Here is a 21,386-nt window from a genome sequence, read left to right as displayed (position 1 = left end):
GAACGGTCACGTTCCGGATAAGGCGCAAACCGGTGCGCGCCTCAGAGCGCGGCCAGATAACCTTCAGCGTCCAGCGCGGCGCGGCAACCCGAACCGGCGGCGGTGATGGCCTGCTGATAATGGGAGTCCACCAGGTCACCGGCGGCGAAGACGCCGGGCAGGGAGGTGCGGGTGGACGGCTCGTCGACCTGCACGTAACCGTTGTCCTGCAAGGCGACCTGGCCGTCGAAGACGGCGGTGCGCGGGTCGTGGCCGATGGCCACGAACATCGCGTCCATCGGCACCTCACGGGTGTCCCCGGTGACGGTGTCCTCGAGCTTCAGCGCCTGCACGCTGCCCTCACCGAGGACCTCGACGACGCGGGAGTTCATGATCATGTCGATCTTCGGGTTGTTGCGGGCACGCTCCTCCATGATCGCCGAGGCGCGGAACTCGTCGCGACGGTGGATGATGGTCACCCGGTCACCGAACTTGGTCAGGAAGTCGGCCTCCTCCATGGCGGAGTCGCCGCCGCCGATCACGGCGATCTGCTTCTCCTTGAAGAAGAAGCCGTCGCAGGTGGCGCAGGCGGACACGCCGTGGCCCAGCAGGGCCTCCTCGCCCGGGACGCCGAGGTAGCGCGGCTCGGCGCCGGTCGCCAGGATCACGGTGCGGGCGAGGAACTCCTCCTCGTCGGTGACGACCTTCTTCAGGTCGCCGTCCAGCTCCACGCTTACGACGTCCTCCATGCGCAGGTCCGCACCGAAGCGCTCGGCCTGGTTGCGCATGTCGTCCATGAGCGCCGGGCCCATGATCGACTGCGGGAACCCGGGGTAGTTCTCGACCTCGGTGGTCTGCATCAGCAGTCCACCGAAGTCCATCCCCTCGAACACCAGGGGTTTGAGTTCGGCACGGGCGGCGTAGATGGCGGCGGTGTAGCCGGCGGGGCCGGAACCGATGATGACGACGTCGTGGACAGACTGGGTGGAATCACTCATGCCGACGATTCTAGCGACGCCCCGGACACCGCAGGTGCCACCCCGGCCTCTGCGAGACGCTCGCGCAGGTGACGGTGGGCCCGCGCCCGCCGCGACTTCACCGTCCCGGTCGGTATGCCCAGGTGGGCGGCGGTTTCGCTGAGCGACCAGTCACGGACGTCGGTGAGCACGATCACGTCGCGCAGGCCCGGGTGAAGTTGACTGACCGCCTCGCCCAGCAGGATGCGGTGGATCGTGCGGGCGGCGTCCACGTTGCGGTTGTCCGGGAGGGTGCGCAACCGCTCCCCCAGGTCGACGGAGCGGGCGAGCTCGTCGGTACGCCGACGGCTGTCACGCAAATGCGTCAGCGCGGTGTTGCGCATGATGGTGTGCAGCCAGGACGCCGCGGAGTCCTTCCCTCGGAACGAGCCGGCGGTGCGGTGCACCTTCAGCAGTCCGTCCTGCAGGACGTCCGGACGGTCCTCGAGCGGCACGCCCGCCTGGTGCAGTGCCCAGCCCAGCAGCCCGGAGTGCCGGGCGAGCAGGTCGGTGAAGGAGGTGCTGCAGCCGGCGAGGTGCCGGCGCAGAAGCTCGGCGTCCGACGGTGCGGTTTCTGGCGTGATTTCTGGCGCGGTCGATGTTGTCACGGAAAAGTCCCCCGGTGAATTGTGTCCCCTGGCCCCCTGCCGTCCCCGCGGAGGAAGCCTCTGTGCACAACCCTAGCCTGCCGCGCGCCCCGGCGGCAGGGTTGTGGACAACTCTCTGGGCGACGTCCTACTCCCGCACGCCGTGCACCACGACCTCGCCCACGGAGGCGGCGTCCGGCATCGGGAGCTCGGTGATCCACAGGAGCACCCGGTCGCCGGCCGGGGCGTCCTCACCGGTGAGCGTCAAGGTGTCACCGGAGGCGGTTTCGGCGTCCAGCACCTCGGTCTGGTCGATCGAGGTGATGTCGCCGGAGCCGGTGCGCAGCTCGATCCGCGTGCCCTCGGGCACACCCTCGAGATCCACCGAGGTCACCGACGTCTCGCCGTCCAGCGACAGCAGCAGGCCGATGCCCTGCTTCAGGGAGGACGGCCCGTCGCCCAGCTGGTCCAGGTACTGCGCGGAACTCCAGGTGGTGCCCGCGTCGCCGTCGATGACCAGCGGTGCGTCCTCCGGGTTGTCGAGGTTGTCGCCGTCGTCGGCGGTGGCCCACTCGGCGGCGTCGGTCACGCCGACGACCTCGGGCTCCGGGGCGGCCTGCGCACTGCTCGACTGGCTGCCACGGATCGAGTCCGTGGTCACCGGCGAGTCGGGCCGGTCGCCGCCGAAGTACGCCACCGCCGCGACGATCAGCGCGACGGCGAGGAGCAGCCCGCCGATCGTCAGGCCGACGGCCAGGGCCGTGCGCCCGGGCTTCTCCGGGGCGGCACCGAAACCGGCGCGCTGCTCCGGGTCAGGCGCCACGTCGGCACTGGTCACCAGGTCGGAGTCCGGGGACTCCGAGGTCGTCGCCGCACGCAGGCGCGCGGCGAGCTGCCGGGCGTCGACACCGTCGGCGCTGCGGGCGTCGTCCATGATCGTGCGCAGCTCCGCCGGGATCCGGTCGGACGGCACCGCCGCGAGCAGCATGTCCAGGGACACGACCACGGCGTGGACGTCCTGCCGGGCCGAACCGCCCGGCAGCACGCCCGGGAACGCCAGCACGGCGCGACCTTCGGAACTGATGCGCAGCCGGTTGCGGTGGTCGATGCCCAACGAGCCGCCGAGCTCGGCGACGTCCGCCGCAGCGTCCGCCAGGTCCGACATGGCGTAGCCGGCGGCCAACGGGTCCGGACCGGACTCCGCCACGCGCGTCAACGGCGCGCCCTCGGTCCAGTCGGCGACCACGACGACCAGCGTGCGGGCGTCGCAGATCTCGCGCACCCGGGCCACACCCGGGGACGAGACCTTCGCCAACGTCGCACTGCGGTCCAGCAGTTCGCGCGACCCGACCCCGGCGACCTGCGGGTCGAGGATGGTCAGGGCGACCAGGTCGCCGGACTCGTTGTCACGGGCCTGCCACAGGCGCGCGGCGGGCGAGCCGCCGTGGTCCGACAGCAGCCGGAAACGCCCCTGCAGGATCGGCGCACCGGGCACCAGGCGCGGCCCGCGCACCCGACCCGCCGACAGCGGCGGCATCGCGGGGCCCGCGACGTCCTGCCCGGTGATGCCGCCCATGCCGGCGATCGGCATCTCGGTGATGAGCGCCGACTGGCCGTCCTGCCCGTCCTCGGGCACGGCACCGGAGAAGAAGCGTCCGACGACGGGGAGGCGCGCGAAGGACGCGCCGACCGTCATCACCTCGGGGAGCTTGGACCGCGACATGATCAGCATCACGATGGCCAGGAAGACCACGCCGATGATCATGAGGCGCACGAGGTAGCCGAAGCGGAAGCCGTCGGGGATGAGGAAGCGGTCGAGCAGCACGTCCAGACGCCACACGATCAACGCCGCGACCGCGGAGGCCCCGGCCGTCCAGAGCGAGGTCTTCAGCACGCTGCGCATGCCCAGGTGCCCCAGCGAGCGGCGCAGCAGACGGTGACCGATGATCGCACCGGCCACGAAACCCATGCCGTTCGCCGCACCCAGCAGCACCACCACGAGGCGCGGCTCGCTGGCGATGTGCGGCGCCAGGTACGCCAGCGCGACCTTCGTGACCGTGATGCCGCCGATGATGAACGTCGGCGTCCAGACCTCCTCACGCGCGTAGAACACGCGCAGGTGCAGCAGCACGATCGCGTAGGGGATCAGCGTGAACGCCGAGAAGCTGATCGTCCAGCCCAGGACGTTCGCGTTGCCCATGTCGAACTGGCCGAAGGCGAACAGGGCCGGTGCGATGAGCGTGCCGAAGGCGGTGAAGAAGGCGATGACCGGGATCAACGCCAGCATCGTCAGCCGGGTGGCCATCGTCAGGTCCTTGACCACGGCCTTGTCGTCGCCGTCGGCGGCGTTGCGCGACAGGCGCGGCATGATCGCCGTCAGCAGGGTCACGCCGATCACGCCGTAGGGCACCTGCAGCAGCTGCCAGGCCTGCATGTAGATCGTCGGGCCCGGGCCGGACCCGGAGGCGATGCGGTTGTTCAGGATCCAGCCGATCTGGGAGATCAGCACGTACACCACGATCGCCAGCGCCATGCCGCCGAACTGCTTCAGCCGGTCGTCCAGGCCCCACAGCGGGCGGATGTCCACCCCGGCCTTACGCAGGTAGGGCACCATGATCAGTGCCTGGACCACCACACCCAGCGTGGTGCCCAGACCCAGCAGCATGATGTGCGGGTCGGTGATCGTGACGGTGTCGTTCGGACTGAGTTTCGTGTCCTGCGGCAGCGTGAAGTAGATGCCGAGCACAGCGAGGGTCACCAGGTTGTTGACCACCGGCGCCCACGCACCCGGCTTGAAGACGCCCTTCGTGTTCAGCACCGCCATCATCACGGCGAACATCGCGTAGAACACGATCTGCGGCAGCACCAGGTAGGCGAAGGCCGTGGACATGCCGATGTTGACCTTGCCGTCGGCGGCCAGCGAGATCCGGGTCAGCAGCGGCGCGGCGAAGACCGCGACGACCGTGACCGTCATCATCAGGGTGAAGGTGATGGTCAGCAGCCGTCTGATGAAGGCCGCGCCGCGGTCGGAGTCCTCCTTCTCGGCGCGCACCAGCAGCGGCACCACCAGACTGGTGAGCACCGCGCCGAGTACCAGCTCGGTGATGAGGTTCGGCAGCGTGTTCGCCGTGTTGAACGCACTGGCGACCGTGCCGCCCAGGGCGGAGCCGATCATCACGGTGCGCAGGAAGCCGGTGATGCGGCTCAGCAGGGTGGCGAAGGCCATCGACCCGGTGGCACGCACCACGTCGGCGTCGGAGGCGTTCGTCGCACCGGAGCCCTCGTTGCCATCGTCGCTGCCGTTGCCGCCGCCGTCCGTGGTGGTGGTCCTGACGCCGGACGTGCCGGACGCCCCGGACGCCTTCTTCTGCCGGGGGTCCGTCGCCGCCCGCTCGGCGGGCGAGAGGTTCAGCTTCGAGTGGTCGGTCCCGGAGTCGGTGCCGACGGCGTCGCCACCGTCCTGGGCGCGTGAGGGACGGGCGGACGGTGCCTTCGCCGGCGGGGTTGCGGCGCGGAACCGCCCCCGTTCGCCGCTATGGGCGGCGTCGCCGGAGTCTTCTCGAGAATCAGTCACCGCTCCATCTTCGTGCACTCCCCCGGCCGTTCGCTAACTGTCGGCGTCGTTTGACCGTCCGGATGACCGCGAACAGGCCGAACACGACCGCCACACCCACGGTCACGGCGAGCGCCCCGGAGCCCGGGCCGGAGGAGATTCTGATCGTCACCGGCTCGGATATCTGCTGGTTGTCCGGGGTTTCCAGGAACATGGTGAGGTCCGTGCCGGTCACCTCCTCGGGGAAGGTGGTCGTCATCTGGAGCGTCACACTGCCCTGTGCGGGAATCAGTTGCATCCCGGGCGTGTTGAGGGTGACCCCGTCCTGCGACTCGTAGTCCACGCTCACGCGCACGGGCAACGGCAGACCGTTGCGCGCCACCACGATCAGCGGCGAGGAGTCGCTGGTGCGGGTGAAGACGCTGCCCGGCGGCAGCAACGACACCGAGGCACGCAACTCGTCCGACAGGCCCCGGACGCGCCCACGACGCTGCTCCGAGGCGTCCCGCGCCCGGTCGGCCTCCACGGCGACGCGACGACGGTTGTCCGTGAACGACCGCAGCACGTCGTCGAACATCGGCCGGGTGAAGATCTCCGGGGTCAGCGCCACGTTGTCGTTGTCGACCATGATGCTGGTGAAGTTGTGCAGCTCCTCCACGAGCCCCTGCCCCGCCGCGACCTCGCCGTCGGACACCGGGACGGGGTCGGCGACCGGTCCGCGCAGCGTCCCCTCGGACGCCACACCGCCGAGCGCGGCACCGAAGGAGACCGCGCGCGCCGAACCGTCCTCCAGGCGTCCCGTGACGGCCTCGAGCCAGGTCTGCGCGTCCTCGCCGTCGACGGACCACTCCGCCGGCGGCACCGCGAGCACATTGCCGTCACCGGCGCTCAGCTCCAGGTCCAGGACGCCGACGGCGGCGGCCATGCGCTCGGCGGGACTGTCCTCGGCGAGGGGACGCCGCGAGGACGTCGCCCCGTAGGCCGCGGTCGTCGGCGCCTCGCCCGTCGCCGCGAGCGCGGCACCCAGGGCCGCGGGGAAACGCAGCGCGCGCGTGCCGCCCGGCAGCGTCGCCACGGTGCTCGTAGTGTTGTCTGTGTCGCTGGTGTCTGTGTCGCTGTTGTCTGTGTCCACGGTGTCGTCGGCGACGACGACGGTGGCCGGGGTCTCCCGGTCCGACTCGCCGAGACGCTGCAGCGTCTCCTCGCCGACGTAGCCGGAACCCGGGACCACGACACCCTCGGCGGTGTCGGTGTCCAGCACGTCCTCGATCGTCTCCACCCCGCGCGCCGCCAACTCCTCGACCCACGGGTCGTCCAGGGCGGTGACCGCGTCCACGTCCACCCCGGCGAAGGGCAGCGGGACGGTGCACTGGCCGTCGACGACCTCGCGCAGGTCGGCCAACCACGACGCCGCGTCGTCGGCACCGGTGCCCTCGACCGAGCGGTCGCTGCTGTCGTTCTGCGTCCACCGGTCGCGCAGCCGCACCGGCTCCTCCACCGGACTCGGCGCCTCGCCGACCCGGTAGCCCTGGCTCATCCGCGACACCGTCTCCAGCAGGTCCGGGTCGATGGCGATGCACGTCGCCTGCCGCAGGTCGTCGGAATCCCCCGCCGCCGTGCGGTAGGACGACACCAGGGCGCTCAGCCGGCCCTCCGGCTGCAGCTCCTCCGCCAGGGACTCGTCCGGCAGGTAGAGCTCATTGGGCTCCGGGGCGTCGCCGACCTGCCCGGCGGACACCGTCGCCGCCGACGACAGGGGCCACAGCACCGTCAGCCCGGACGGACGCTCGGCAGTGTCGTTGACCTCGTTGACCTCGTTGTCCTCGTTGTCCTCGTTGTCCTCGTTGTCCTCGTTGTCCTCGTTGTCCTCGTTGTCCTCGTTGTCCTCGTTGTTGTCGGCGTTCTCGCTCTCGCCGCTCACCGTGACCGTGGTGCGCGTCGCCGCCACGAAGGAGGTCCCGGCGTCCCCCAGGTCCGCGTTCAGGTTCAGCAGCAGCGGGTACACGCCGGGAGCGTCCAGACCCAGGCCGCTGAGACTGCCCGCCCGGCCGTCGACCGGCACCGTCAGCCGGAACTGCCGGTCCTCGCCCGGGGCGAGCCGGCCGTCCAACTGCTGGAACGGGCCGACCCACGGGTACTCGCCCTGGTTCGCGATCAGTGAGGTGGCGACGCCCTCCGGGGCGTCCACCGCATTCTGGTGCTGGGTGCGCAGCTGCAGGCCCGAGACGTCCTGGTCCGAGTTGTTCGTCACCCGGATGCGCAGGTCGAGGGCGCCGTCGCCGGTCACCGTGGCCGGCTGCTGGCCCAGGATCTCCAGCTCGACACCGCTGTCCGGGTCCGCCGAGCGCGCCTCCGGGTTCGACCACGCGGCGGGCTGGGTCCCCTGTGCGTCCGGTGCGTCCTGCCCAGCCGCCAGCGGCGCGGCGGCGAGACCCACCGCCGCCACAGCGACGCAGGCCAGCGTCCGGACCGCTCCCGAGAAACCCCCCATCGCTACCGCGGCGTACGCCGTCCGGCCTTCGCCTCGGCGCGGGCGAGGTCGGGCAGCCGGTCATGGGCCTGGCGGGCCAGTTTGCGCTCGTCGGCGTACGCCAGACGCTCCACCAGGTTGCTCACCGGCAGCCACGCCACCTCCGTGACCTCCGGGTCCTCGTCGTTGAGGTCGCCGTCGATGTAGCGCAGCAGGTGGTGGTGCACCGTCTTGTGGATGCGCCGGCCCTCCGAGACGAACCAGTAGTCGATCGTGCCGAGGTCGCTGACCACCTCGCCGCTGACACCGGTCTCCTCCCACACCTCACGCTCGGCGGTGGTGTGGTGCGACTCGTCCGGCTCGATGTGACCCTTCGGGATCGACCACAGCAACCGCCCACGACGGTCCAGCCGGCCGATCAGCGCCACGTACATGCGCGACAGGTCCACCGACCCGTCGCCGCGCACCGCCTCCGCCAGACCCGACAGGACCAGCCCGCCGGCGCTGGTCTCCACCGAGGTCGGCAGTTCACTGTGGTCACGCTGCTGAACGGAGCGTGCCGGAGACCGGCGCTGGTCCGGCCGTGAAGGGCTCCCGTTGGAGCGGCGACGCCGTTGGTTCATGGGGAACAAGGGTAGTGCCTGCGGGTCGGTTTGTGGGAACTGTAAAATCCGGGGGGTGACACAGGAGAACAAGGACGCCGCAACGATGCTCGCCACCGCGTGGTCGGCGGTGAAGGACGGCGACAGGACGGACCGGACGCTCACCGCGCTCGCCGGTGCCTTCGCCGCGCGCGGCCACAGCCTCTACCTCGTCGGCGGATCCGTCCGCGACGCCCTGCTCGGACGCCTCGGCGACGGCGCCGAGTTCGACCTCGACTTCACCACCGACGCCCGCCCCGACGTGGTCACCGGCATCCTCGAGGACGTCGCCGAGACCGTGTGGGACACCGGCATCGAGTTCGGCACCGTCTCTGCCATGTTCCACGGACTGGTCGTGGAGATCACCACCTTCCGCGCCGACTCCTACGACGGGGCGTCCCGCAACCCGCAGGTCACCTTCGGTGACACGCTGGACGGCGACCTGGTGCGCCGCGACTTCCGCTGCAACGCCATCGCCCTGGAACTCTCCGCCGACGGACACCACGACCTGCGCGACCCGCTCAACGGGCTCGACGACCTCGTCGCCGGCGTGCTCGACACCCCGGCCGCCCCCGAACAGTCCTTCCACGACGACCCGCTGCGCATGCTGCGCGCCTGCCGCTTCGCCTCCCAGCTGGGCTTCACCGTGGCCGAACGGGTGCGCGGGGCGATGACGGAGATGTCGGGTCAGATCGAGCGGATCACCGTGGAACGCGTCGCCACCGAACTCAACAAGCTGATGCTCGGCGCCGAACCGTGGACCGGCCTGGAGATGATGTCCGCCACCGGGCTGGCCGACCACGTGCTGCCCGAACTGCCCGCCCTGAAGCTCACGCAGGACGAGCACCGCCAGCACAAGGACGTCTACGCCCACTCCCTGCAGGTGCTGCGCAACGCCACCGAGCTGGAGGGGCGCATGGAGGACGCGACGCAGGACGACCGTCTCGTCCTGCGCTGGGCCGCCCTGCTGCACGACATCGGCAAGCCCGACACACGCGACTTCACCGACACCGGGGCGGTGACCTTCCACCACCACGAGGTCGTGGGTGCGCGCATGGCGCGCCGGCGGCTCAAGGCGCTGAAGTACCCCAAGCGGCAGATCCAGGACATCGGCCAGCTGGTGTTCCTGCACATGCGTTTCCACGGCTACGGCGAGGGAGCGTGGACGGACTCCGCCGTGCGCCGCTACGTCGCCGACGCCGGTGACCTGCTCCCCCAGCTGCAGGTCATCGTGCGTGCCGACTGCACCACCCGCAACAAGCGCAAGGCCGGACGCCTGGCGCGCGCCGTGGAGGACCTGGACTCGCGCATCGTCGAGCTCCGTGAGCAGGAGGACCTCGACGCGGTGCGTCCCGACCTCGACGGTAACGAGATCATGACCGTCCTCGGCCTGCGGCCCGGACCCGAGGTCGGCAAGGCCTGGGCGTTCCTCAAGGAACTGCGCCTGGACCGCGGCCCCATGGACCGCGACGAGGCCGTCGCCGAGCTGACCCGCTGGTGGGAGGCGCAGCAGTGAGCCCCACCGCCCCGGCGGAGTTCAGGAAAGGCATCCAGGACAGTTGGACGGTGGCGTTGGGGCTCGTCCCCCTGGGCCTCGCCTTCGGACTGCTGGTCACCCAGACCGGGTTCGCCTGGTGGTGGACGCCGGTGTTCAGCATCGTGCTCTACGCCGGATCCATGGAGTTCCTCGCGATCAGCCTGGTCACCGGGGGTGTCGCCCCGCTGTCCGCCGCCCTCTACGGCTTCCTGGTGAACTTCCGCCACGTGTTCTACGGCCTGAGCTACCCGGTGGACGCCGTGCGCTCCCCGGCGGCGAAGGCCTACGGCATCTACGCGCTGACCGACGAGACCTACGCGATCCTGTCGACGAAGAAGAAGTCCGTGTGGACGCAGCCGCGGGTCATGGCGGTGCAGATGTTCTGCCAGTCCGCCTGGGTGGTCTTCGGCGTGGTCGGCGCCCTGGTCGGCTCCGCGCTGCCCCTGGACCTCGTCGGGCTCGACTTCGCGCTGACCGCCCTGTTCGTGGTGCTGGCGATCGAGGCGCTGGACGTGAGCCGCGACGTGTGGCTGCCCGTGGTGGCCGTCGTCGCCGGTGCCGTGGGCTACGTGGTGAGCCGGGAGCAGATGCTGCTGGTCGGGTTGTCGCTGTACTTCGTGTACCTGGTCGCGCGGTTCCTGTGGGAGCAGCGGGGAGCCCGGGACGCCCGGGACGCCCGGGGTGGTCGCGATGTCTAGCGGCCTGCCCGCGGGTGTGGACCTGACCAACACCCTGCTCATCCTCGGTGCCGTGGGGCTGGTGACCCTGCTGCTGCGCGCCCTGCCGTTCGCCGCGATGCGCTATTTCCGTGAGTCTGCGCTGGTCGCGTGGCTGGGGATCGCCATGCCGGCCGGGGTGATGACGGTGCTGGTGATGTACACGCTGGCCGGCTCCACGGAGAACCCCGGTGGCGTGTGGGCCGCGCTGATCGCCGTGGTCGCCACCGCCGTCCTGCACCTGTGGCGACGCTCGGCCACGATGTCGATCCTCTTCGGCACGGTGGTCTACATGGTGCTGGTGAACCTGGTCTTCTGACCCCGGCGCACCCCTCGGGAGCGAAATAGTCGCCCTCCCAGGTAGGCAAAGAGCCCGAATCGCTACCTGGGAGGGTGATCGGGCTACATCGTCGTGGAGCGAGCAGTAGGTCAGCCCCCGCTCACGCCTCCCGCGCCGTCATCTCCCGCGCGCGGGCCTCGCAGGCCCGGCGCACCGCGGCGCGTAGCTGCTCCAGCAGTTCCGGCAGGTCGGCGAGCAGCATGCGGTTGACCCGTACCGCCTCCCACCCCACTCCCCTGAGCTTCTGGAACAGCGTGAAGTCGGTGTCGGTCTGGGCCAGCTCGTCGTGGTGCCGTCCGTCGTAGTACAACGCCACCCCGAGGGTCTCGCACGCCAGGTCAGGCACCGTGGAGCGCGCACCGCCACCTGCTCGCCAACTCCCGCCGTCCCCGCCGACCGTCCCGTCGGCGAGGTTGATCCGCACCTGCGAGGTCCACCGGTGATCGTCCGGCAGTTCGTCGCGGACGATCAGGCGCAGCACCGTCTCCATCGGTGACTGCGCTCCCTCGTCCGCCATCGCGAGCAGCCTGGTCAGCACCCGACGGTCCACGATCCCGTGGGCGGCGGCGAGGATCTGGCGCGCGGTCAGGAAGTTGCACTGGTACATCGCGTCGATGAGCTGCACCGCGCGCACGTGCTTCCCGTCCATGCCGGGCACGTGCGGGACGTGCCAGGTCTTCTTTCCCTGGAGGATCGTGGCGAGGCACTGGGCGGTGGCGGTCGCCGCGTCCAGCACCCTCATCTGCGGGAACAGTGGGTCGGCGCGGTCGGTCGGTGTGCCGGGCTTCAGGGTGCGGAAGACCGCTGTGGAGGGCCCGGTGGCGTTGCGACGGGTGCGCGAGGAGAGCAGGACGACCGGTTCGCTGTCCGCCCAGTACGGCAGTCCGTGCAGTGCGGCGGCCGCCCACCCGGCGACCACGGTGTGGGGGCTGATCAGCCAGGATGCGCGTAGCCGGGTGATGATGTCCCAGCGGTACGGGCCGTGTTCGTCGCCGTGGCCACCCGGGCCGAGGCGGATGTTCCCGCTGTAGTCGGGCGCCGGCGGCAGGACGACGCACCGCACGGGTGCCTCCCAGGTGTCCACGGCGGAGCGCGGGACGCCGCGGGCCAGGGCGTCCACCCGTAGCTCCGGTTTGCGTGTCGGCAGGACGCGGCGCGCGTACAGCGGTCCCCATCCCGGTGTGATGCGGTGCGCGCGTTGAGCCGCGTCCCAGTCGGGTCCCCCGAAATTCCCCATGCCCCCGATCAAACACGATCACCCACGCCGGCGCCGCCCTATTGAAGAGGATCACCCTCCCAGGTAGCGAATCGGGGTGATTCGCTGCCTGGGAGGGCGACTATTCCGCAGTGTGGGGAGCGCGGGAGCCTACTTCGCGGCGGCCTCGGCGAGCTTCGGCTCGAGCTGGCCCACGGCCCAGATCATCGCGTCCGGCGTGCCCACGGAGATGGCCTGGCTCAGCTCCTCGTCGGCGACGATTCCGCGGCCGTCCTGCACGGCACCGATGCGCTGCCAGGTGCTGTCCTCCTCGAACTCCTCGGTGGTGAAGCCGATCGGGAAGCCGACGACCACGTCGGCGTCCGCGCGGTCGATGTTCTCCTCGGAGACGTCGATGTAGAAGTTGCTGCCGTCGGCCATCTCGGCGACCTCGTCGGTCTGGGTGAAACCGAGCGCGACCAGCAGGTCCATGCGCGCGTCGCCCTCGGGGTAGATGCCCCAGCCGTCGCCGAACTTGGTGACCACGGAGGCGGTCTTGTCGCCCCACTCCGGGTTGGCGTCCTTGGCCTCGGTGATGCGGTCGTTGACCGAACCGATGAGCTCCTCGCCCTTGTCCTGCACGCCGAGGGCGGCGGCGATCATCTCGACCTGGGTGTCCCAGGAGGTGGTGAAGGAGTCGCCGCCCTCGGGCACGGAGACGGTGGGGGCGATGTCGGAGAGCTGGTCGTAGACGTCCTGCTCACCGGCGGAGCGGGTGTCGAGGATCAGGTCGGGGTCCAGGGCGGCGATCTTCTCGTACTCGACCTCGTCGGTGCCGAGGATCTCGGGCGACTCGTCGTAGGAGTTGTCGTTCCAGGGGCTCACTCCGTCGTCGCCGAAGCCGAGCCAGTCGGTGGCGCCGACGGGCTGGACGCCGAGGTCGAGGGCGATCTCGGCGTCGCCCCAGCCCAGGGCGACCACACGCTGCGGTGCCTCGTCGACGGTGATCTCGCCGAACTTCGTCTCCACGGAGGTCGGGAAGACCCCGTCGGACGCGGTGGCGCCCGTGCTGTCGCCGTCGTTGTCGTCGGAGGAGCAGGCGGTCAGGGCGATGCCCGTGGCCAGGGCTGTGGTGGCGGCGGCGATGCGCAGCAGTGAGCGTCTCATGGTGTAAAGATACCGTAAGCGCAACCCCATGAACAGCTTGAACAGCACGGAGAGCGCGTGGGTATTAGACTCCTCTCCCATGGGTACCCCCTCTTTTATCGTGGAGCTCCGCGAGCGGATCGGCCATGCGCCGCTGTGGCTGCCGGGCGTGACCGCCGTCGTGGTGCGTGACGTGCCGCAGGACGCCCCGGCGTACGCGACGCCGGACGTCCTGCTGGTCAGGCGCGCCGACGACGGCCGCTGGACGCCGGTGTGCGGAATCATCGACCCCGGCGAGGAGGTCGCCGAGGCCGCGGTGCGCGAGGTCGCCGAGGAGACGGGGCTGACCGTGGAGGTCGACGCGTTGATCGGCACCGGTGCCGTGGGGCCGGTGACCTACCCCAACGGCGACGAGTGCAGTTTCATGGACACCACGGTGCGCTGTGTGCTGACCGCGGACAGTGCCGTCGAGCCGCGGGTGAACGACGAGGAGTCGGTGGAGGTCGGCTGGTTCCCGGTGGCGCAGCTGCCGGCGATGGACCCGCGGTTCCGCCTGGTGGTGGCCGACTGCGTGGCGCAGCTCAAGCATCCGGCGGGCTTCCGGCCGCGGATGGGGTACGTCAAGCGGTCGCGTCCGGTCGCCGGGGACCTGCGCGGGATATAGTCTTTCGTTCATGGAACCCGCCGGTCGTCAGCGCGCACTGCCACGGGACGTGGCCGAGGCGTTGGACCGGATCCTGGACGGTGCGGTGGCCGACGACCTGGAGTCCGGCGTGCTGGACTTCAAGGAGGACCCGTCGCACACCCCCACCCGGCGTCCGGACGACAAGGCCGCGGACATGCTGGTCAAGACGGCGTGCTGTTTCGCCAACGGCTCCGCCGGACGCGGCTTCATCGTCTTCGGCATCGCCGACCGCACCCCGGGGCCGGACGCCTTCAACGGCACCGGGCGTGACCCGGCGCAGATCGCGCACCAGATCTTCGCGGCCACCCGCCCGCACCTGACGGTGGACGCCTGGGCGGCCTACGCGCACGGGGCGCGCATCGTGGTGATCCGGGTGCCCGCCGGCCTGGCGGTGTACACCGGCCCGGACCAGGTGGTGCGCCACCGCGTGGGGGACGCCTGCCTGCCGCTGGCCGGCGAGCCGCTGGCGGAGCTGGGCCGCGCCCGCGGCAACCCGGACGCCACGTCCGCGGCGTCCTGCGTGCCCGTGGAACGTTTCGACGCCGAGGCGCTGGACGCCGGACGCTCCCTGCTGGCCGCCGCGCAGCGCGCCGGCACGCTGCCGAACGGGGCGTCCGGCCCGGACCTGCTTCCCGCACTGGACCTGCTCACCGCCGACGGGCGTCCCAGCGTGGCCGCCGAGCTGCTGTTCCACCGGACGGCCGGGGTGCGTCACCTCTACCGCGCCGGGGCGACGGACGCGGCGAACCCGCCGACGGAGACCGTGCTGGACCTGCCCCTGGTGCTGCTGGCCGGGGGCCTGCGCGACCTGGTGCGCGCCCACGACGACTCCTCGGTGCCCGCCGCGGCCGCCGACGAGGCGATCACCAACGCCCTGGTGCACCGCGACTGGATGCGTCCGGAACCGGTGGTGGTCTTCCAGTCGCCGGACCTCATCCGCGTGCACTCCCCCGGCGGACTGCCCGACGGCACCGCCGCCGACCGGCTGCTGTCCGGGCCCTCGCAGCCGCGCAACCCGACGCTGCTCAACGCCATGCAGCTGCTGGGGCTGGAACGCTGGTCCTCGCGCGGTTTCGACCGGATGTGGCTGGCGATGCTGTCGTCCGGCTTCGAGCCGCCGGTGGTGGACGCCAAGGACGACGCGGTGGACGTGACCCTGTTCAACGGGGAGGCCGACATGGAGTTCGTCGGCCTGCTCACCGCGGTGCGCGCCGAGTACGGCCGCGGGGTCGCCCGGGACGCCGCGACGCTGGTCGTGCTGCGCCACCTGATGTCCGCCGGCACGGTGGACCTGCAGGTCGCGGCGATCCTGCAGCAGGCCAGCGAGCCGGACGCCCGCTCGCTGATGACGTGGCTGGCGCAGCGCGGCGTGCTGCAGCGCACCGCCCGTCGGCGCGACGAGTGGCGGTTCTCCGACCGCGTCGCCGCGCTCGTGCCAGGTACGGTCTAGCGGTCTACCAGGTGTTCTCGGGGCGTTTGGCGGCGTAGGTCGCCGCGCGCCCGGAGCAGATCATCAGCTGGACCTGGTGGAAGATCATCAGCGGCACGATCACCAGCCCCGCTCCCCCGCTGAACAGCACCGCGGCGATGGGCAGCCCGGAGGCCAGCGACTTCTTCGTGCCGCAGAACTGGATGGCCACCTGGTCGCCGTAGTCGAAGCCGAGGTGGCGGGCGGTGAAGGAGGTCAGCCAGAGCATGCCGTAGACGGCGACGACCGAGCCGACGCAGATGCCCACGATCGCCACCCACGACACCGAACTCCACACGCCCATCACGATCCCCTCGGAGAACGCCACGTACACGACCAGCCCGATGGAGATCTTGTCCACGTAACTGGTCGGCTTCGCGCCGGCGACCTTCGACACCCCGGGCACGTTGCGCAGCACCTGGCCGGCGACGAACGGGGCGAGCAGCTGCAGGGCGATGTTGACGAACACGGAGGTGTCGATGTGCAGGCCGCCGTCGGCACCGCTCATCAGCAGAAGGACCAGTACCGGGGTGGCGAAGACGCCGATGAGGTTCGACGCCGAGGCACTGACGATCGCGCCGGGGATGTTGCCGCGCGCGATGGAGGTGAACGCCACCGAGGACTGCACCGTGGACGGCACGAGGCACAGGAAGAGGATGCCCTGGTAGAGCTCGTCGCCGATGGCGTACTTCAGCGGGGTGAGCGCCAGCCCGATCAGCGGGAAGACCACGAAGGTGAACGCCAGGATCAGCAGGTGAAGGCGCCAGTGCTTCAGCCCGTTGAGCGCCTCGCGGGTCGACAGCCGTGCACCGTAGAGGAAGAACAGCAGGCCGATGGCGATCTTCACGACCCAGTCCATCACCTCGGCGAAACCGTCGCGCGCCGGGAAGATGAGGGCGAGCACCACACCGAGGACGATCAGCACGATCAACAGGTCCGGACGATATCCCACGATACGGTTGATGAAGTTCCTCATGGTGGGACAGTCTAGAGGACGGTCGCCCCGCGCACGGCGTCCCTCCCCGCGTAGGACGCCGCGGCACCGCGCGAGCGCACCGCCAGGCTGCCCGCCGCCGTGGCGACCGCCGCGGCGTCCGCCAACGACTCCCCCTCCGCCAACGCTGCGGCCAGCGTGCCGCAGAAGGCGTCGCCCGCACCGGTGGTGTCCACCACGTCCCCGGCCGGCACCGGCGCGACCTCGGTGCGTCCCGCGCCCTCGTGGAGCACCGCACCGCGGGCGCCGAGGGTGACCACCACCGAGCGGGCCAGGTCGCTGAGGTCGCCGAGCGCCTCCGCCTCGTACTCGTTGAGGACCAGCGGGTCCGCCGCGGCCAACAGGTCCCGGTCGCGGGTGGTGACCGGTGCGAGGTTCAGCACGAGCCGGGCGCCCAGGCGTTCGGCCAGGCCCGGCAGCGCCGCGGAGTGCTCCGGGGTGAGCTCCCCCTGGGCGAGCAGGACGTCCGCGGAGCCGTCGGCCTGCGCCGCAGGGTCGGTGAGCTCGTTGGCGCCCGAGGTCACCACGATGATGTTCTCCCCGTCGGGGTCGTTCATGATGAACGCCCGGCCCGTCGGCGCCTCCCCGGTGCGCGCGACCGCCGAGACGTCCACCCCGGCGTCGTCGAGGCCGGTGAGGGCGGTGTCGCCGTCGGCGTCCTGCCCCACGGTGGCCAGCAGGACGACCCGGGCGTCCTGCCCCTGCTGGTAGCGCGCGACCGCGACGGCCTGGTTCGCCCCCTTACCGCCCAGGGCCTGCCCGTTCGGCGCGGCGATCACCGTCTCCCCCGCCGACGGGAACCTGTCGACACCGACGAAGGTGTCCATGTTGACGCTGCCGCACACCACCACGGTGCCGGATGCTGTACCCAGTCTGTTCATGGGCACCGATCCTAACCGTGGTGGCCGCGGCAGGGTGTCACTCCTTGGTCATGTTGAGGATGATCGTGGAGTCCGACGGGACCGTGGTGCCGGGTGCGGGCTCGATCGAGGTGACGGTCCAGTTGTTGTACAGGACCGGCATGGCCCGCGAGGGGTCCACGGACGTGGGGTTGACCCCGGTGAAGCCGTCGCCGGTCAGTCGCTCGTAGGCGAGCTGGGCATTCATGCCCTCGAGCCCCTCGGGGATGACCAGGTCCTCCACCGGGGCGGCCTCCGAGGTGGCGGCAGGGACGTCGGCCTGTTCGACAGCGGGGGACGCTTCCTCGGGGGTCTGGGTGACGACCTGGGTGACCGTCTCCGGGGCGGCGGAGTCGTCGGAGCTGTCACCGCATGCGGTGAGTCCGAGGGTGGTGGCTGCGGCAACGGCGGTGGCGACGACGAACCGTGAACGAAGGGGCATGGTGGATTCTCCTGCCTCGAATGATTTCTGAATAGTAGGCGCAGGATCGAGACGGAAGGATATTTTGTTCGCAAATGGGAATGGGGGGCGTATAGCGGCAGCTCCGGAGTACCCCCGGGGGTGTGCAGAGGTCTGGTGTCCCCTGTGACGCAGCAACCCCCAGGTCGGTGCGACCGGCCTGGGGGGTGCTGCGTGAGTTTGTCGCCTGGGGCTGTTCGGCTAGCTGTCGTCGCGGGACGCCACGGCGCGGCGGGCCGCGTCCAGGTCCAGCTCGACCGGGACGGACGGCGCGGAGTCGTGGCCGCCGCATCCGCCGCCGCACCCATTGCCGCAGCCGTCTCCGCAGCCACCGGAGGTCTCGGCACCGTCGGCGCTGTCGGCGCTGTCCTTCTTGCCTGAGGAGCAGCAGCCCGCCGCAGCACGCGTCTGCTCGGCCTGCTGCGCCTTGGCGTGGTCGATCTTCGCCAGGGTCTGCGCGGCCAGTGCCGCGCCCACACCGATGAGGAACAGTGCGCCGACGACCAGCAGCGCCGTGACGGCCCACAGCCAGCCGCCCTGCAGGCTGACCACGCCCGCGGCGATCAGTGCCACGCCGGCTCCCGCCCAGGTGGGGCCGGCGATCCGGTGGCCGGTGTCCCACATCTCCCGGTTCTTGCGCACCTCCGGGATGCGCAGGCCCACCCACCGGTTGCCCGGCAGTTTCCCGGTGACGGCGAGCACACCGGTGACCAGCACGGCGACACCCAGGACGGACAGCAGGACAGAGAGAACGATCATGGTGACCAGTCTATTACAATGACTGGACATGACTAACTCCAGCGAGTCCACCTCCCACCGATACACCCCGCAACTCGCCGGCGACATCGAAAGTCGCTGGCAGGGGTACTGGCGGGACAACGGCACCTTCAACGCGCCGAACCCGGTAGGCGACCTCGCTGAGGAGGGCGCCGACCTGCAGGGGTCCGAGAAGCTCTTCGTCCAGGACATGTTCCCCTACCCCTCCGGCGTGGGCCTGCACGTCGGCCACCCGCTGGGCTACATCGCCACCGACGTCTACGCCCGGTTCAACCGGATGCTCGGACGCAACGTGCTGCACACCCTCGGCTACGACGCCTTCGGCCTGCCCGCCGAGCAGTACGCCGTGCAGACCGGCACGCACCCGCGCACCACCACCAGCGCGAACATCGACAACATGGAGCGTCAGCTGGGACGCCTCGGCCTGGGCCACGACCGCCGCCGCGTGGTCGCCACCACCGACACCGACTTCTACCGCTGGACCCAGTGGATCTTCCTGCAGATCTACAACTCCTGGTTCGACGTGGAGGCCCAGAAGGCCCGCCCCATCAGCGAACTCGAGGCGAAGCTCGCCGCCGAGCGGGACGACTGGGCCGACCTGGACGCCGCCGCGCAGCAAGCCGAACTCGACGCGCACCGCCTGGTCTACCGCTCCAACTCCACCGTGAACTGGTGTCCCGGGCTCGGCACCGTGCTCGCCAACGAGGAGGTCACCGCCGACGGACGCTCCGAGCGCGGTAACTTCCCCGTGTTCCGCAAGCGCCTGTCGCAGTGGATGATGCGCATCACCGCCTACTCCGACCGCCTGCTCGACGACCTCGAGGACCTCGACTGGCCCGACAAGGTCAAGTCCATGCAGCGCAACTGGATCGGACGCTCCCGCGGCGCCGAGGTCGACTTCGCCGTCTCCCTGGCCGGGCCGAAGTCCGAGGCCCGGATCCGCGTGTTCACCACCCGCCCCGACACGCTCTTCGGCGCGTCCTACATGGTGCTCGCCCCCGAGCACGAGCTCGTCGACGCGCTCGTCGCCGGGGCGTCCTACGCCGACGGCGTCGACCCGCGCTGGACGTACGGCGCGGCGACACCGGCGGACGCAGTGGCGTCCTACCGGGCCGCGATCGCGGCCAAGACCGACCTGGAACGCCAGGAGAGCAAGGAGAAGACCGGTGTCTTCACCGGCGCCTACGCCACCAACCCGGTCAACGGCGCGCAGGTCCCCGTGTTCATCGCCGACTACGTGCTCACCGGCTACGGCACCGGCGCGATCATGGCCGTGCCCGGCCACGACGAGCGCGACCACGAGTTCGCCACCGTCTTCGGCCTGCCCGTCACCGAGGTCGTCTCCGGCGGCGACGTCCCCGTCACAGAGGCCGCGTACACCGGCGACGGCACGCTGGTGAACTCCGCCAACGACGACGGCCTCGACCTCAACGGCCAGGACAAGGCCGCCGCCATCGAGACCACCATCGAGTGGCTCGCCGGCCGCGGCCTCGGCGAGGAGAAGATCCAGTACAAGCTGCGCGACTGGCTCTTCGCCCGCCAGCGCTACTGGGGCGAGCCCTTCCCCGTCGTCTACGACGCCGACGGAGTCGCCCACGCGCTGCCCGAGTCCATGCTGCCCGTCGAGCTCCCCGAGGTCGAGGACTACAAGCCCGTCAGCTTCGACCCCGACGACGCCTCCTCCGAGCCGCAGCCGCCGCTGGCCAAGGCCAAGGAATGGGTCGAGGTCACCCTGGACCTCGGCGACGGCGAGCAGACCTACTGGCGCGACACCAACGTGATGCCCCAGTGGGCCGGGTCCTCCTGGTACCAGCTGCGCTACATCGACCCGACGAACTCCGAGGCGCTCGTCGACATCGACAACGAGCGCTACTGGACGGGTCCGCGCGAGGGTGCGCCGTCCGGCGGCGTGGACCTCTACGTCGGTGGCGTCGAGCACGCCGTGCTGCACCTGCTCTACAGCCGTTTCTGGCACAAGGTGCTCTTCGACCTCGGCCACGTCTCGTCCTACGAGCCGTACCACCGGCTCTACAACCAGGGCTACATCCAGGCCTACGCCTACACCGACGCCCGCGGCGTGTACGTGCCCGCCGACGAGGTCGAGGAGAAGGACGGCACGTTCTACTTCAACGGCGAGGAGGTTACCCAGGAGTACGGCAAGATGGGCAAGTCCCTGAAGAACGCCGTCTCCCCCGACGAGATCTGCGACAACTACGGCGCCGACACCCTGCGCGTCTACGAGATGTCGATGGGTCCGCTGGACACCTCCCGTCCCTGGGCGACGAAGGACGTCGTCGGTGCGCAGCGCTTCCTGCAGCGCGCCTGGCGACTCGTGGTCGACGAGGCCACCGGCGAGTCCGCGGTGGCCGGTGACACCGTCTCCCTCACCGACGACGACCAGCGGGCCCTGCACCGCACCGTCGCCGGTGTGCACGACGACTACGCCAACCTGCGTGACAACACCGCCGTCGCCAAGCTCATCGAGTACGTCAACCACCTGACCAAGGCCTACACCGGGGCATCCGTCCCGCGGGCCGCCGTGGAACCGCTGGTGCTGATGATGGCGCCGGTGGCCCCGCACATCGCCGAGGAGATGTGGTCCCGGCTGGGCCACTCCACCTCCCTGTCGCACGCCGACTTCCCGTCCTGGGACGAGGCGTGGCTCGTGGACGACACCGTGGAGCTGCCCGTCCAGGTCATGGGCAAGGTGCGCGGCCGCGTGACCGTGGCCGCCGACGCCTCACGCGAGGACGTGGAGGCCGCCGCGCTGGCGGAACCGAACGTCGCCTCCCACGTGGAGGGCAAGACCGTGGCGAAGATCATCGTGGTGCCGGGCAAGATGGTGAACATCGTGGCGAAGTAGGCCCGCGGCTCGGGGGGTCGGGGGTTGGGGGTCCCCCGGGCACGATGCGGAAAAGTCGCC

The 21,386-nt window shown here is 70.5% G+C and carries 16 protein-coding genes and 1 pseudogene; 6 read left to right on the top strand and 11 right to left on the bottom strand.

The window, feature by feature from the left end; translation table 11 throughout:
* Nucleotides 1-41: 41 nt before the first annotated feature.
* The 5 genes and pseudogenes from trxB to ACT3TD_RS01785 form a co-directional block, all read right to left on the bottom strand.
* Nucleotides 42-977 carry a thioredoxin-disulfide reductase gene (trxB, locus tag ACT3TD_RS01805; protein WP_301442272.1) on the bottom strand — a complete coding sequence of 312 codons (936 nt, stop codon included), beginning with the start codon at nt 975-977 and terminating at the stop codon, nt 42-44.
* On the bottom strand, nt 974-1,603 hold the full coding sequence (locus tag ACT3TD_RS01800; protein WP_301442273.1) for an RNA polymerase sigma factor: 630 nt from the start codon (nt 1,601-1,603) through the stop codon (nt 974-976). Before ACT3TD_RS01800 ends, trxB begins: the two co-directional genes overlap by 4 nt.
* A 127-nt stretch (nt 1,604-1,730) precedes the next feature.
* Nucleotides 1,731-5,156 (bottom strand): murein biosynthesis integral membrane protein MurJ, encoded by a 3,426-nt coding sequence (locus tag ACT3TD_RS01795; protein ID WP_301442274.1) that lies wholly within the window; start codon nt 5,154-5,156, stop codon nt 1,731-1,733.
* Complete coding sequence (locus ACT3TD_RS01790) at nt 5,149-7,581, bottom strand: hypothetical protein (RefSeq protein WP_444637939.1); 2,433 nt, start codon at nt 7,579-7,581, stop codon at nt 5,149-5,151. Before ACT3TD_RS01790 ends, ACT3TD_RS01795 begins: the two co-directional genes overlap by 8 nt.
* A gap of 47 nt (nt 7,582-7,628) precedes the next feature.
* Nucleotides 7,629-8,126, bottom strand: a pseudogene (locus ACT3TD_RS01785) (NUDIX hydrolase); the annotation flags it as partial.
* Between the two features lie 187 nt (nt 8,127-8,313).
* Here ACT3TD_RS01785 and ACT3TD_RS01780 point away from each other — a divergent pair.
* From ACT3TD_RS01780 to ACT3TD_RS01770, 3 genes are read left to right on the top strand one after another with little or no spacing between them, the layout of a single operon-like run.
* Nucleotides 8,314-9,762: a CCA tRNA nucleotidyltransferase gene (locus tag ACT3TD_RS01780; protein ID WP_301442285.1), complete on the top strand. Its 1,449-nt coding sequence runs from the start codon at nt 8,314-8,316 to the stop codon at nt 9,760-9,762.
* The gene (locus tag ACT3TD_RS01775) at nt 9,759-10,481 is read left to right on the top strand and encodes an AzlC family ABC transporter permease (RefSeq protein WP_301442277.1); all 723 of its coding nucleotides are present in this window, start codon (nt 9,759-9,761) and stop codon (nt 10,479-10,481) included. Before ACT3TD_RS01780 ends, ACT3TD_RS01775 begins: the two co-directional genes overlap by 4 nt.
* Nucleotides 10,474-10,818, top strand: coding sequence for a branched-chain amino acid transporter permease (locus tag ACT3TD_RS01770; protein WP_301442278.1), 345 nt, complete (start codon nt 10,474-10,476; stop codon nt 10,816-10,818). Before ACT3TD_RS01775 ends, ACT3TD_RS01770 begins: the two co-directional genes overlap by 8 nt.
* 121 nt (nt 10,819-10,939) lie before the next feature.
* Here the strand turns inward: ACT3TD_RS01770 and ACT3TD_RS01765 are convergent, their stop codons facing one another.
* Complete coding sequence (locus ACT3TD_RS01765) at nt 10,940-12,076, bottom strand: hypothetical protein (RefSeq protein WP_301442279.1); 1,137 nt, start codon at nt 12,074-12,076, stop codon at nt 10,940-10,942.
* A gap of 129 nt (nt 12,077-12,205) precedes the next feature.
* The gene (locus ACT3TD_RS01760; RefSeq protein ID WP_301442280.1) at nt 12,206-13,201 is read right to left on the bottom strand and encodes an iron-siderophore ABC transporter substrate-binding protein; all 996 of its coding nucleotides are present in this window, start codon (nt 13,199-13,201) and stop codon (nt 12,206-12,208) included.
* A 79-nt stretch (nt 13,202-13,280) separates the two neighbouring features.
* On the opposite strand from ACT3TD_RS01760, the gene ACT3TD_RS01755 reads away from it, so the two are divergent.
* Complete coding sequence (locus ACT3TD_RS01755) at nt 13,281-13,844, top strand: NUDIX hydrolase (protein WP_301442281.1); 564 nt, start codon at nt 13,281-13,283, stop codon at nt 13,842-13,844.
* A 10-nt stretch (nt 13,845-13,854) separates the two neighbouring features.
* Nucleotides 13,855-15,315 (top strand): RNA-binding domain-containing protein, encoded by a 1,461-nt coding sequence (locus ACT3TD_RS01750; protein ID WP_301442282.1) that lies wholly within the window; start codon nt 13,855-13,857, stop codon nt 15,313-15,315.
* Nucleotides 15,316-15,319: 4 nt separating this feature from the next.
* Here the strand turns inward: ACT3TD_RS01750 and ACT3TD_RS01745 are convergent, their stop codons facing one another.
* The 4 genes from ACT3TD_RS01745 to ACT3TD_RS01730 all read right to left on the bottom strand — a co-directional run bounded on the left by ACT3TD_RS01745 (nt 15,320) and on the right by ACT3TD_RS01730 (nt 18,445).
* Nucleotides 15,320-16,309, bottom strand: coding sequence for a bile acid:sodium symporter family protein (locus tag ACT3TD_RS01745; RefSeq protein WP_441578833.1), 990 nt, complete (start codon nt 16,307-16,309; stop codon nt 15,320-15,322).
* An 11-nt stretch (nt 16,310-16,320) separates the two neighbouring features.
* Nucleotides 16,321-17,208 (bottom strand): ribokinase, encoded by an 888-nt coding sequence (locus ACT3TD_RS01740; protein ID WP_301443063.1) that lies wholly within the window; start codon nt 17,206-17,208, stop codon nt 16,321-16,323.
* A gap of 37 nt (nt 17,209-17,245) precedes the next feature.
* Nucleotides 17,246-17,668 carry a hypothetical protein gene (locus ACT3TD_RS01735; RefSeq protein ID WP_301443062.1) on the bottom strand — a complete coding sequence of 141 codons (423 nt, stop codon included), beginning with the start codon at nt 17,666-17,668 and terminating at the stop codon, nt 17,246-17,248.
* A 219-nt stretch (nt 17,669-17,887) separates the two neighbouring features.
* A complete protein-coding gene (locus ACT3TD_RS01730) occupies nt 17,888-18,445 on the bottom strand; it encodes an SdpI family protein (protein ID WP_301443061.1) in 558 nt (185 codons plus the stop codon).
* Between the two features lie 28 nt (nt 18,446-18,473).
* Here ACT3TD_RS01730 and leuS point away from each other — a divergent pair, with 28 nt between their 5' ends.
* Nucleotides 18,474-21,326 carry a leucine--tRNA ligase gene (leuS, locus tag ACT3TD_RS01725; RefSeq protein WP_301443060.1) on the top strand — a complete coding sequence of 951 codons (2,853 nt, stop codon included), beginning with the start codon at nt 18,474-18,476 and terminating at the stop codon, nt 21,324-21,326.
* Nucleotides 21,327-21,386: the final 60 nt, after the last annotated feature.

Origin of the sequence: Corynebacterium sp. AOP36-E1-14 (assembly GCF_052377495.1) — a bacterium.
GTDB lineage: Bacteria > Actinomycetota > Actinomycetes > Mycobacteriales > Mycobacteriaceae > Corynebacterium.
Note: the sequence above shows the minus strand (reverse complement) of the source record. Positions and strands in the feature narration are given on the sequence as shown.

Bases quoted from the DNA above. Each gene is read 5' to 3' on its own strand.
- trxB (WP_301442272.1), bottom strand. From the start codon at position 977: ATGAGTGATTCCACCCAGTCTGTCCACGACGTCGTCATCATCGGTTCC.
- ACT3TD_RS01780 (WP_301442285.1), top strand. From the start codon at position 8,314: ATGCTCGCCACCGCGTGGTCGGCGGTGAAGGACGGCGACAGGACGGAC.
- ACT3TD_RS01770 (WP_301442278.1), top strand. From the start codon at position 10,474: ATGTCTAGCGGCCTGCCCGCGGGTGTGGACCTGACCAACACCCTGCTC.
- ACT3TD_RS01765 (WP_301442279.1), bottom strand. From the start codon at position 12,076: ATGGGGAATTTCGGGGGACCCGACTGGGACGCGGCTCAACGCGCGCAC.
- ACT3TD_RS01760 (WP_301442280.1), bottom strand. From the start codon at position 13,201: ATGAGACGCTCACTGCTGCGCATCGCCGCCGCCACCACAGCCCTGGCC.
- ACT3TD_RS01755 (WP_301442281.1), top strand. From the start codon at position 13,281: ATGGGTACCCCCTCTTTTATCGTGGAGCTCCGCGAGCGGATCGGCCAT.
- ACT3TD_RS01750 (WP_301442282.1), top strand. From the start codon at position 13,855: ATGGAACCCGCCGGTCGTCAGCGCGCACTGCCACGGGACGTGGCCGAG.
- ACT3TD_RS01745 (WP_441578833.1), bottom strand. From the start codon at position 16,309: ATGAGGAACTTCATCAACCGTATCGTGGGATATCGTCCGGACCTGTTG.
- ACT3TD_RS01740 (WP_301443063.1), bottom strand. From the start codon at position 17,208: ATGAACAGACTGGGTACAGCATCCGGCACCGTGGTGGTGTGCGGCAGC.
- ACT3TD_RS01735 (WP_301443062.1), bottom strand. From the start codon at position 17,668: ATGCCCCTTCGTTCACGGTTCGTCGTCGCCACCGCCGTTGCCGCAGCC.
- ACT3TD_RS01730 (WP_301443061.1), bottom strand. From the start codon at position 18,445: ATGATCGTTCTCTCTGTCCTGCTGTCCGTCCTGGGTGTCGCCGTGCTG.
- leuS (WP_301443060.1), top strand. From the start codon at position 18,474: ATGACTAACTCCAGCGAGTCCACCTCCCACCGATACACCCCGCAACTC.